This window comes from Pseudomonas sp. AC169 (assembly GCF_979258515.1).
The window spans coordinates 4,865,474-4,879,028 of the sequence record NZ_OZ409866.1; the positions used below are offsets into that span (position 1 = coordinate 4,865,474).

General features: G+C 62.7%; 2 protein-coding genes (1 of these 2 only partly in view). Both read left to right on the plus strand.

Annotation, left to right across the window (positions count from 1 at the left end; translation table 11 throughout):
• Complete coding sequence (locus ACZZ0G_RS21825; protein WP_463557479.1) at positions 1-12,321, plus strand: non-ribosomal peptide synthetase; 12,321 nt, start codon at positions 1-3, stop codon at positions 12,319-12,321.
• Positions 12,321-13,555 carry the beginning of a non-ribosomal peptide synthase/polyketide synthase gene (locus ACZZ0G_RS21830; RefSeq protein ID WP_463557480.1) on the plus strand. 13,756 nt of this gene lie beyond the right edge of the window, so the window shows 1,235 of its 14,991 coding nt (coding positions 1-1,235); it begins with the start codon at positions 12,321-12,323; its stop codon lies beyond the right edge, outside the window. The genes ACZZ0G_RS21825 and ACZZ0G_RS21830 overlap by 1 nt, the downstream gene beginning before the upstream one ends.

Here is a 13,555-nt window from a genome sequence, read left to right on the forward strand (position 1 = left end):
ATGAATGCTGAAGACTCCTTGAAACTTGCTCGCCGGTTTATCGGGTTGCCCCTGGAAAAGCGCCAGATGTTCCTCGCGGCCCTGCAAAAGGAGGGCGTGGATTTCGCCCGGTTTCCGATTCCGGCCGGGATCGAGGCTGAAGATCGTCAGGCGCTGTCCTACGCCCAGCGGCGCATGTGGTTTCTTTGGCAGCTCGATCCGCAGAGCGGCGCCTATAACCTGCCGGGCGCGGTGCGGCTTGGCGGTCAGCTGAATCTGACTGCGCTGGAGCAGGCTTTCGCCAGTCTGGTCGAGCGTCACGAAACCCTGCGCACGGTGTTCCAGCGTCAGGCCGATGACAGCTTGCTGCAAGTGCCGGCCAGCGCGCCGTTGCTGATCAATCATGAAGACTTCAGCGCGCTGCCGGCTCTTGAGCGCGAACAAGCCGTCGTCCGCGCTGCCGAACTGCAATCGGTTATGCCGTTCGATCTGGCTGTCGGCCCGCTGTTGCGGGTGACCTTGCTCAAGCTCGCCGAGCAGGAACATGTCCTGCTGCTGACCCTGCACCACATCGTCTCCGATGGCTGGTCGATGAACGTGCTGATCGACGAGTTCATCCGTTGCTACGATGCTTTCGATGCTGGTCAGCAGCCGCAACTGGCCGCGCTGCCAATTCAGTACAGCGACTACGCGCTCTGGCAGCGCCGCTGGCTGGAGGCGGGCGAGCAGGCGCGGCAACTCGATTACTGGCAAGCACAACTGGGCGACGAACACCCGGTGCTGGAGCTGCCGCTGGACCACTCGCGTCCGGCGATGCCGAGCTATCGCGGCACCCGTTACGAATTCGCCATCGATGGGCAATTGGCCGAGCAACTGCGCAACACCGCGCAGCAGCATCAGGTCACCTTGTTCATGTTGCTGCTTGGTGCCTTCAACGCGCTGCTGCATCGCTACACCGGCCAGACTGACATCCGCGTCGGCGTGCCGATTGCCAACCGCAACCGGGGCGAAATCGAAGGGCTGATCGGCTTCTTCGTCAACACCCAAGTACTGCGCACGCAACTGGATGGCCAGACTCGGGTCGATGACCTGCTGCGCGCTATTAAGGAAACCGCGCTCGGCGCTCAGGCGCATCAGGATCTGCCGTTCGAACAACTGGTCGAAGCACTGAAACTGGAACGCAGCCTCAGTCACACGCCGCTGTTCCAGGTGATGTACAACCACCAGCCGCAAGTGGCCGATATCGCCACCCTCAGCACGGCGTCCGGCCTGGTGCTCGACAGCCTCGACTGGCAAAGCCGCACCACCCAGTTCGACCTGACCCTCGATACCTACGAGAAGGGCGGAAAACTGCACGCGGCGCTGACGTACGCCAGCGACTTGTTCGAGCCTGCGACCATCGTGCGCATGGCGCGCCACTGGTTGCGCTTGCTCTCGGCCATGGTCGCCGATCCGGCGCAACGCATCGGCGAATTGCCGTTGCTGGAAGCGGATGAACAACACACGCTGGTGCATGACTGGAACAACGTTCACGCGGTCTATCCGACCGAAACACCCATACACCAACTGATCGAAGCGCAGGTGGCGCGCACGCCGAATGCGCCGGCGCTGCTGTTCGGCGAACAGACCCTGAGCTACGCCGAACTGGATGCCCGCGCCAACCGCCTCGCGCATTTGCTGCGTGAGCAGGGTGTGCGGGCCGACAGTCTGGTCGGTGTGTGCGCTTTGCGTTCGGTAGAAATGGTTGTCGCGCTGCTGGCGATTCTCAAGGCTGGCGGCGCCTACGTGCCACTCGATCCGGAGTACCCGCAGGAACGTCTGGCGTACATGATTGAGGACAGTGGCATCACCTTGCTGATGACCCAGGATGCTTTGCTGGCGTCGCTGCCAACTGATGGCGTGCAGGTCATTACGCTGGATAAGCCGGGCCTGCTCGACAGCTATAGCGATAGCCGCCCGGAAGTCAGCGTCGATCCGCTGAACCTGGCCTATGTGATTTACACCTCAGGCTCCACCGGTAAACCAAAAGGCGCCGGCAACAGCCACGCGGCGCTGGTCAACCGCTTGTGCTGGATGCAGGAAGCCTACGGCCTCGACGCCAGCGATTCGGTGTTGCAGAAAACCCCGTTCAGTTTCGACGTTTCGGTCTGGGAATTCTTCTGGCCGTTGCTGACCGGTGCGCGTCTGGTGGTTGCCGTGCCGGGTGCGCACCGCGATCCGCTGCAACTGATCGACATCATCAACCGCCACAGCATCAGCACGTTGCACTTTGTGCCGTCGATGTTGCAGGCGTTCATTCATGAGGCGGGCGTTGAAAGCTGCGTGAGCCTCCAGCGCATCGTCTGCAGCGGGGAAGCACTGCCGCTGGATGCACAATTGCAAGTCTTCGCCAAACTGCCGAACGCCGGCCTCTACAACCTTTACGGCCCGACCGAAGCGGCCATCGACGTGACTCACTGGACCTGCATTGACGAGGGCGCGGACAGCGTGCCGATCGGCCGGCCGATCGCCAACCTGCGCACCCACGTCCTCGACGCCGAACTATTGCCGGTGCCGAGCGGCGTCGCCGGTGAGCTGTATCTGGGCGGCGCCGGGCTGGCGCGCAGTTATCACCAGCGTCCGGCGCTGACGGCCGAGCGTTTTGTGCCGTGCCCGTTCCACAACGGCGCGCGCCTGTACCGCACCGGTGACCGGGTGCGTCAGCGTGCCGACGGCGTGATCGAATACCTCGGCCGTCTCGACCATCAAGTGAAACTGCGCGGTCTGCGCATCGAATTGGGCGAAATCGAAACCCGCCTGATGCAGCATCCGCTGGTGCGTGAAGCGGTGGTGCTGGTGCAGGGTGGCAAACATCTGGTCGCTTATCTGGTGCTGGAACAGGCTCAGCCGGACGAGCAGTGGCAGCAGGACGTCAAGGCGTGGCTGCTCGGCAGTCTGCCGGAGTTCATGGTGCCGACCTACCTGATCACCCTGGCGAAATTGCCGGTAACGGCCAACGGCAAACTCGATCGCAAAGCCTTGCCGCAACCGGACGCCGCGCCGCAACAGGCGTTCGTCGCGCCGCAGGATGCGCTGCAAAAAGCCTTGGCGGCGATCTGGGAAGACGTGCTCGGGCTTGAGCGCGTGGGTCTGGAAGACAACTTCTTCGAACTGGGCGGCGACTCGATCATCTCGATTCAAGTGGTCAGCCGTGCACGGCAGGCCGGGATTCGTCTCAGCCCGCGCGACCTGTTCCAGTACCAGACCGTGCGCAGCCTCGCGCTGGTTGCCACGCTGGATAATCAGACCTCGGTGGATCAAGGGCCGGTGACCGGCGACGCCGTGCTCGGGCCAATTCAACAGCATTTCTTCAGCCGCGCGATGCCACTGCGAGAACACTGGAACCAGTCGCTGCTGCTGACCCCGCGCGACACATTGAACGCGCAGTGGCTCGATGCAGCACTGACGCAGGTGATCAATCACCACGACGCGTTGCGCCTGCGCTTTGTCGAAAGCGCCGACGGTTGGCAGCAAAGTCACGGCCCGCTGATTGAAGGCGCCGACCTGTGGCTGCGCGACGCCGAGTCCGCTGAGCAATTGCAGGCGCTGTGCAACGAAGCCCAACGCAGCCTCGATCTGCAAAACGGTCCGCTGCTGCGCGCACTGCTGGTGACGCTGGCCGACGGCTCTCAGCGCCTGGCTCTGATCATTCACCACTTGGCGGTGGACGGGGTTTCCTGGCGCGTGTTGCTGGAAGATCTGCAGCAGGCTTACGAGCAACTGGCGGCGGGCGGCGGCATTCAGCTGCCGGCCAAGACCAGTGCCTTTCAGAGCTGGACCGCCCGCCTCGAAAGCGACGCTGCACGTTTCGACGAACAACTGGATTACTGGAAAACCCAGCATCAGGACGCGCGCGATCTGCCCTGCGAACGGCCTGACGGCAGCCTGCAAAACCTGTACGGCGAAAAAATCGAATGGCGCCTTGATGCCGAGCGCACCCGCCAGTTGCTGCAACAGGCGCCGGCCGCGTATCGCACGCAGGTCAACGACCTGCTGCTGACCGTATTGGCCCGTACCATCAGCCGCTGGAGCCAGCAGCCGGGCACGCTGATCGAACTGGAAGGCCATGGTCGCGAAGACCTGTTCGATGACATCGACTTGACCCGCACCGTGGGCTGGTTCACCAGTCTGTTCGCGGTCAATCTGACGGCCGCCGACGATCTCGACGGTTCGATCAAGGCGATCAAGGAGCAGTTGCGCGGCGTGCCGGACAAGGGCCTGGGTTACGGCGTGCTGCGCTATCTCGGCGCGCCATCGGTGCGCGCCGAACTGGCGGCGCTACCGCAGCCGCGTATCACCTTCAACTACCTCGGTCAGTTCGACCGCCAGTTCGACGACGCGGCGCTGTTCGTGCCGTCCGCTGAAACCAGCGGCGTCGCGCAGGACCCGGCGGCACCACTGGCCAACTGGCTGACCGTGGAAGGTCAGGTGTATGGCGGCGAGTTGTCGATGAGCTGGGGTTTCAGCCGCGAAATGTTCGATGGCGCGACCGTGCAGAAACTGGTGGATCAGTACGCCATCGAACTGCACGCGCTGATCGAGCATTGCTGCACGCTGCAAGCCGCACAGGCAACGCCGTCGGACTTCCCGCTGGCCCGCGTGACGCAGGCGCAACTGGATGCTTTGCCGGTACCGGCAGGTTTGCTCGATGATGTTTATCCATTGTCGCCGATGCAACAGGGTCTGCTGTTCCACACCCTCTATGAACAAGCGGCGGGTGAGTACATCAACCAGTTGCGCGTCGATGTGCAGGGTATCGACCCTGAGCGTTTCCGCGCCGCGTGGCAGGCCACCGTGGATGCGCAGGACATTCTGCGCAGCGGTTTTGTCTGGCAGGGCGAGCTCGCGCAACCGTTGCAGATCGTTCACAAGCAAGTGCAGTTGCCGTTCAGCACGCTGGACTGGCGCGACCGCGACGATCAGCCAGCGGCGCTCGCGGCGCTGGCCGATGCCGAACGTCAGCAAGGTTTCGATCTGAGCTGTGCGCCACTGCTGCGACTGCTGCTGGTGCAGACCGGTGTCGAGCAATGGCATTTGATTTATACCCACCATCACATCCTGATGGACGGCTGGAGCAACTCGCAGTTGCTCGGCGAAGTCTTGCAGCGCTACAGCGGCCGCACGCCGCTGAATGGCGGTGGGCGTTATCGCGATTACATTGCCTGGCTGCAACGTCAGGACGGCCAACTGAGTGAGGATTTCTGGAGCGGCCAATTGGCCGCCCTGCAAGAGCCGACGCGACTGGCCCGCGCAGCCACCGCTGGCGAGATCCAGAGCGGCCACGGCGATCACTACCTGACGCTGGATGCGCAACGCACCCAAGCGCTGGAAGCCTTTGCCCGCCAGCAGAAAGTCACCGTCAACACCTTGGTGCAAGCGGCATGGCTGCTGTTGCTGCAACGCTACACCGGCCACGAAGCCGTGGCGTTCGGTGCGACCGTGGCCGGACGTCCGGCGGATCTGCCGGGCATCGAGCAACAGGTCGGTTTGTTCATCAACACCTTGCCGGTGATCGGCGCGCCGCGTCCGGATCAAAGCGTTGGTAGCTGGCTGCAAGCGGTGCAGGCGCAAAACCTCAGCCTGCGCGACTTCGAGCACACGCCACTGGCAGATATCCAGCGTTGGGCCGGCCAGGGCGGTGAAGCGCTGTTCGACAACATTCTGGTGTTCGAAAACTACCCGATTGCCCAGGCGCTGAGTCAGGCCGGGCAAGGGCTGACATTCGGTGATGTCGGTAACCTCGAACAGACCCATTACGCGCTGAGCGTGGCGGTCACCCTCGGTCAGCAACTGGCGTTGCACTACAGCTTTGATCGTGGCCAGTTCACCGGCGAAGTGATCGAAGGCATCAGTGCGCACCTGCTGCAATTGCTTGAGCAGTTTGCTGTATCGGCCGAGCGCAACCTCGGCGAGATCGCACTGGCCAGCGTTGAGGAGCACGCCCGCCAGCAAGCCGAAAATCAGCCGCAGCCATACCCGGTAGATATCGGCGTACATCAGCGCATTGCCGCATTGGCTGCGCAGAATGCGCAACGCACGGCGGTGATTTTCAACGGTCAGCATTTCAGCTACGGCGAAATCGACCAGCGTGCCAATCAACTGGCGCACGCACTTATTGCCCGTGGCGTCGGCGCGGAAACCCGCGTTGGCGTAGCGCTGCCGCGCAGTGAGTCGGTGATCGTCGCGTTGCTGGCGGTGCTCAAGGCTGGCGGCGCCTACGTGCCGCTGGACACCAGTTACCCGCGCGAACGTCTGGCCTATCTGATCGAAGATTCCGGGCTGGCGCTGCTGATCAGCGACTCGTCGGTGTCGGCGCAATTGCCGGTCGATGAATCGGTGCCGCTGCTGGAGTTGGATCGTCTCGATCTGCGTGAACTGCCGATCAAGGCGCCGGCGGTGCAACTCGATCCGCACAACCTCGCCTACGTGATTTATACCTCCGGTTCCACCGGCAATCCGAAAGGCGTCAGCGTCGCCCACGGCCCGCTGGCCATGCACTGCCAGGCCATCGGTCAGCGCTATGAAATGCGTGACAGTGACTGCGAATTCCACTTCATGTCGTTCGCCTTCGACGGTGCCCACGAACGCTGGCTGACCAGCCTGACCCACGGCGCGTCGCTGCTGATTCGCGACGACAGCTTGTGGACGCCGGAGCAGACCTACAACGCGATGATCGAACATGGCGTGACCGTCGTCGCATTCCCGCCGGTGTACCTGCAACAACTGGCCGAACACGCCGAGCGCGTGGGCAATCCGCCGAAAGTGCGGATCTACTGCTTCGGCGGTGATGCAGTGCCGAACGCCAGTTTCGAGCGCGTTAAGCGTGCGCTCGATCCGGACTACATCATCAACGGCTACGGCCCGACCGAAACCGTGGTCACGCCGCTGATCTGGAAGGCCGGTCGCGAAGTGCCGTGTGGTGCTGCGTATGCGCCAATCGGCAGTCGTATCGGTGATCGCAGCGCCTATGTCCTCGACGCTGATCTGAACCTGCTGCCGCAAGGCATGGCCGGTGAGTTGTACCTCGGTGGCACGGGGTTGGCGCGGGGTTATCTGAATCGTCCGGGGCTGACGGCCGAGCGCTTCGTCGCGGACCCGTTCAGCGCCACGGGCGGCTTGCTTTATCGCACTGGCGACCTGGTGCGTCAGCGTGTCGACGGCACGTTCGACTACCTGGATCGCATCGATAACCAAGTGAAGATTCGCGGTTTCCGTATCGAGCTCGGCGAAGTCGAAGCAGCCCTGCAAGCGCTCGACGGCGTGCGCGAAGCGGTGGTCGTGGCGCAGGAAGGCAGCGCCGGCAGTGGCAAGCGTCTGGTGGCGTATGTGGTGGGCGATTCCAGCCGTGCCGACTTCACCGACGATCTGCGTGCGCAACTGAAAGCCACGTTGCCGGGGCACATGGTGCCGGCGTACGTCTTGCGTCTGGAACGCATGCCGCTGACACCGAACGGCAAACTCGATCGCAAGAACCTGCCGAAACCGGACGTCAGCCAGCTGCAACAAACTTACGTTGCACCGCAAACGGCGCTGGAACAGCAACTGGCGACGATCTGGCAAGACGTGCTCAAGCTCGAGCAGGTCGGTATCAGCGACAACTTCTTCGAGCTGGGCGGCGACTCGATCATCTCGATTCAGGTGGTCAGCCGCGCGCGGCAGGCCGGGATTCGCTTTACACCGAAAGACCTGTTCCAGCACCAGACTATTGCCGCGTTGGCGGCAGTGGCGCAGACCGGGGAAGCGCTGCAGGTGATCGATCAGCAACCGGTCACCGGTCGCACGGCACTGTTGCCGATTCATCAGGAATTTTTCGCCCAGGCGATTCCCGAGCGTCACCACTGGAACCAGTCGGTGATGCTCAAAGCCAATCAACCCCTGAATGCTCACGTGCTCGAGCAGGCGCTGGATGCCTTGGTGCTGCATCACGACAGCTTGCGTCTGGAGTTTGCCGAGCAGGCTGAGAGTTGGGTCGCGCAATACCGTGATGTGGCAACGCAAGCGGGTGAGACCATTCTCTGGCAAGTCGAGGTGACCGACCTCGCGGCGCTGGAGGCCCTGGGTGAAAAGGCGCAACGCAGCCTGCAACTGAGCGGTGGCTCGCTGATTCGCGCGGTGCTGGCGAACCTGGCTGACGGTACGCAACGACTGTTGCTGATCGTGCATCACCTGGTGGTTGATGGTGTGTCATGGCGGATCCTGTTCGAAGACCTGCAAAACGCTTATCGGCAGCTCAGCGCTGGCGCGTCCGTGGAATTACCGGCCAAGACCAGCGCAGTCAAAGCCTGGGCGGCAGCGTTGCAGGACTATGCGGCAACCCCAGCGCTGCAAACCGAACTGGGCTTTTGGCAGCAACAGTTGCGAGGCGCTTCGGCTGCCTTGCCTTACGACCATCCGCACGGCGGGCAGCAACACGATCAGGCGCTGACGATCCGCAGCAAACTGGACAAAGCCCTGACCCGTCAACTCTTGCAGGATGCGCCACAGGCCTATCGCACGCAGGTCAACGATCTGCTGCTGACGGCACTGGCGCGAGTGATGGTGCGCTGGACCGGTGCTGACAACGCGTTGGTCTTGCTCGAGGGCCACGGTCGCGAAGACTTGTTCGACAGCATCGACCTGACTCGCACCGTGGGCTGGTTCACCAGTGTGTTCCCTGCGCGTCTGTCGCCGGCGGCCGACTTGGGCGCATCGCTCAAGCAAGTGAAGGAACAACTGCGGGCGATTCCGCACAAGGGCATCGGCTTCGGTGCGCTGGCACATCTGGGCGATGGAAAGGCTCGGGAAACCCTGCAGACCTTGCCGGCGCCGCGCCTGACTTTCAACTATCTGGGCCAGTTCGACGGCAGCTTCGACGCGGCCGATGAGGCCTTGTTCGTACCGACCAGCGAAGCCGGCGGTGCCGAAGTCAATATGCAAGGGCCGCTGGGCAATCCGCTGGCGCTGAACGGCAAAGTCTTCGGCGGTGAACTGGACCTGAGCTGGACCTACAGCGGCGCCCTGTTCGACGCCGCGACCATTCAGCGTCTGGCCGATGACTACGTGCAGGAACTCACTGCACTGATCGGCCATTGCTGCGCCAGCGGCAACCGCGGCGTGACGCCGTCGGACTTCCCGCTGGCGCACCTGTCGCAAGCGCAACTGGATGCGCTGGTGCTGGAGCCGCAAGGCATCGATGACATCTATCCGCTGTCGCCGATGCAGCAGGGCATGCTGTTCCACACTTTGCTCGAACACGGCAATGGCGACTACATCAACCAGATGCGCCTCGACGTCGACGGTGTCGATCCGCAGCGTTTCCGCGCGGCCTGGCAAGCGGTGGTGGATGCTCACGACATACTGCGCAGCGGGTTCTTCTGGCAGGGCGACTTGCCGCAACCGGTGCAAGTGGTGCAGCGCCAGGTCGAGGTGCCGTTCAGCGTGCTCGACTGGAACGGCAAGGCTGATCTGGACACGGCACTGCAAACCCTCGCTGACGAGGAGCGCGCCCTGGGCCTGGATCTGAACAGTGCGCCGCTGCTGCGTCTGGTGCTGGTGCGCACGGCGACCGACCGTCATCACCTGATCTACACCAACCATCACATCCTGATGGATGGCTGGAGCAGCGCGCAGTTGCTCGGCGAAGTGCTGCAGCATTATCGCGGCGAAGCGGTGCCGCGTCCGGCGGGTCGCTATCGCGATTACATCGGCTGGCTGCAACGTCAGGACGCAGCGGCTGCCGAACAATACTGGCTGGCGACGCTGGGCGATCTGCAAGAGCCGACGCGTCTGGCCAACGCCATCGCGCGGCCAATCGACGCGTTGCCAAGTGTCGGTTATGGCGACCATTACCAAGTGCTGGACGCCGACCTGAGCGTACGTCTGGGTGAATTTGCCCGCGCCTCGAAAGTCACCGTCAACACACTGGTGCAAGCCGCGTGGCTGCTGCTGTTGCAGCGCTACACCGGCAAGGACTGTGTGGCGTTTGGCGCGACCGTGGCCGGGCGTCCGGCGGATCTGCCGGGGGCCGAAGAACAGATCGGTCTGTTCATCAATACCTTGCCGGTAGTGGCCACGCCGCAAGCGCAGCAGAGTCTGGCCAGTTGGCTGCAAGCCGTGCAGGCGCAGAACCTCGCGTCCCGTGAGTTCGAACACACGCCGCTGGCGGATATTCAACGCTGGGCCGGGCAGGGCGGTGACGCGTTGTTCGACAGCCTGATGGTGTTCGAAAACTACCCGATCGGCGAAGCACTGGAACGTGGCGCGCCGCAGGGGTTGCGTTTCGGTGCGGTGGTCAATCAGGAGCAGACCAACTATCCGTTGACGCTGCTGGTGAGCATGGGCGCGCAACTGTCGGTGCATTTCAGCTATCAGCGCGACAGCTTTGCCCCGGCCAGCGTGGCGCAGTTGGGCGCGAGTTTGCAGCGTCTGCTCAGCCAAATGAGTGAGGCGGGTGAGCGCTTGCTCAGCGAGTTGAACCTGATCGAAAGCGCTCCGAACGTCGACAGCGATTTCGTCACCGAACAGTGCATCCATCAAGCCATTGCACATCAAGTTGCAGCGACTCCGGATGCGCTGGCGGTGACTTTCGCTGACAAGCCACTGACCTACGCCGAACTGGATGCGCAGGCCAATCGTCTGGCGCACAAACTGATCGAGCTGGGCGTCGGCCCGGAAGTGCGGGTGGGCGTGGCGATGCCGCGTTCCGAACAGTTGTTGATTGCCTTGCTGGCGGTGCTCAAATCCGGTGGCGCCTATGTGCCGCTGGACCCGGATTACCCGGCTGATCGCGTTGCCTACATGCTTGAAGACAGCCGTGCGCGGGTGTTGCTCACCGAGCAAGCGGTCGCTGCGACGCTGAGCGTTCCGGCTGACACGCAAGTGCTGCTGATGGATCTGGTGTCGCTGAACGCTTATCCGGCTAGCGCACCTCAAACATCGGTCACACCGGACAACCTCGCCTACGTGATCTACACCTCCGGTTCCACCGGCAAGCCAAAAGGCGTGTCGATTGCCCATCGCAACGTCATGGCGCTGATCGACTGGTCGGCCAAGGTCTACAGCCGCGACGACATCCAAGGCGTGCTGGCCTCGACTTCGGTGTGCTTCGACCTGTCGGTGTGGGAGCTGTTTGTCACGTTGGCCAATGGCGGTTCGCTGATCATCGCGCGCAATGCTTTGGAACTGCCAAACCTGCCGGCGCGCGATCAAGTGCGCCTGATCAACACCGTGCCGTCGGCCATCGCTGCGTTGCAACGCGCCGGGCAGATTCCGCCGAGCGTGCGCATCATTAACCTGGCCGGTGAGCCGCTCAAGCAAGCCCTGGTCGACACGCTGTATCAGCAGTCGACAGTCGAGCACGTCTACGACCTCTATGGCCCGTCGGAAGACACCACCTATTCGACCTGGACCCGCCGTATCGCCGGTGGCCAGCCGCGTATCGGTCGTGCTCTTGATCACAGCGTCAGCCATTTGCTCGACGCCGATCTGCAAGCGGTGCCGCAAGGGATTTCGGCCGAGCTGTACCTGTCCGGCGCCGGCATCACCCGCGGTTATCTGGGTCGTGCGGCGATGACCGCCGAGCGCTTTGTGCCGAATCCGTTCGTCGGCAACGGCGAGCGCATGTACCGCACCGGCGACTTGATCCGCGAGCGCGAAGAGGGCGAGCTGGAGTACATGGGCCGTATCGACCATCAGGTGAAAATTCGTGGATTCCGCATCGAACTGGGCGAGATCGAGGCGCGATTGCTCGCTCAACCGGCCGTCACCGAAGCAGCGGTGCTGGCCATCGAAAGCGAAACCGGTGCGCAACTGGTGGCCTACGTGGTCGCCCCGCAACTGGACATGCATGACGGTGAAGCGCAGCGGCAACTGCGCGACGGACTAAAGACTGGCCTCAAGTCTTCGTTACCTGAATACATGATTCCCGCGCACCTGCTGTTCCTTGAGCAGTTGCCACTGACCCCCAACGGCAAACTCGACCGCAAGGCCCTGCCCGCGGTGGATGCCAGCCAGATGCAGGCCGCGTATGTCGCGCCGCAGAGTGAGCTTGAGCAGCAGGTCGCGGCGATCTGGCAGCAAGTGCTCGAGGTTGAACGCATTGGTCTGAACGATCACTTCTTCGAACTGGGCGGGCACTCGCTGCTGGCGGTCAACGTGGTGTCGCGCATGGCCCTTGAACTGGGCCTGACGCTGACCCCGCAACTGTTATTCCAGCACCCCGTCCTGAGCGACTTTGTCGCTCGACTCGATACAGGAGGCGGGGCAATCAATGAACAGAAACTGAGCAAGCTGGAAGCCCTGCTTGACGATATGGAGGAAGTCTGATGGACAAGAGTGTTGCTTTGAGGGTAGCCAAGCGCTTTATCACTCTGCCGCTGGACAAACGTAAGCTGTACCTGGAAAAGATGCTCGAAGAGGGCGTCTCTCCGGCCAACCTGCCGATCCCGGAAACACGTTCCGGGTTTGCGGCGATTCCTCTGTCGTACGCTCAGGAACGCCAACTGTTCCTCTGGCAAATGGACCCGCACAGCACCGCGTATCACATTCCCAGTGCCTTGCGCCTCAAGGGGCAACTGGATGTGGCGGCGCTGGAGCGCAGCTTCAATGCGGTGGCCGCGCGTCATGAAAGTTTGCGCACCACGTTCGCCGAGCACGGCGAAACCTTCTGCCAGGTGATTCACCCAGAGTTGCCGCTGAGCATCAGCTTGGCACCGCTGTCGGCAGGCCTCGACGCCGCTGGCGAAGAGGCGGCGATCAAGGCGTTCGTCGAAAGCGAAACCGCGCGCCCGTTCAACCTGCAGCAGGGCCCGCTGCTGCGCGTGGCATTGCTCAAAATCACCGATGACGATCATGTGCTGGTGTTGATCCAGCACCACATCATCTCCGATGGCTGGTCGATCAAAGTGCTGGTCAATGAGCTGATCCAGCATTACGCCGCTGACACCGCCGGGCAGCCACTGGCATTGCCGGAACTGGAGGTGCAATACGCCGACTATGCGATCTGGCAGCGCCACTGGCTGGAAGCGGGTGAGCGCGAGCGGCAACTGGCGTACTGGATCAAGACGCTGGACGGCGAGCAACCGGTACTGGAATTGCCGATCGATTGCCCGCGTCCGGCGGTGCAAAGCCTGCGCGGTGCACGCCTGCAACTGGACCTGCCAGCCGCCCTCGGCGATGCACTCAAACAACTGGCCCAGCGCGAAGGCGCTAGCCTGTTCATGGTCTTGCTGGCGTCGTTCCAGGCGTTGCTGCATCGCTACAGCGGCCAGGCGCAGATTCGCGTCGGCGTACCCACGGCCAACCGCAACCGGGTCGAGACTGAAGGCCTGATCGGCTTCTTCGTCAACACTCAGGTGTTGAATGCCGAAGTGAATGGGCAGTTGCCGTTCAACCAACTGCTGGCGCAGGTCAAGCAAGCGGCGATGGCCGCCCAGGCGCATCAGGATCTGCCGTTCGAGCAGTTGATCGAAGCGCTGCAACCGGAACGCAGCCTGAGCCACAGCCCAGTGTTCCAGGTGATGTTCAACCACCAGACCAGCCGTGATCAGGGCCGTGGCGC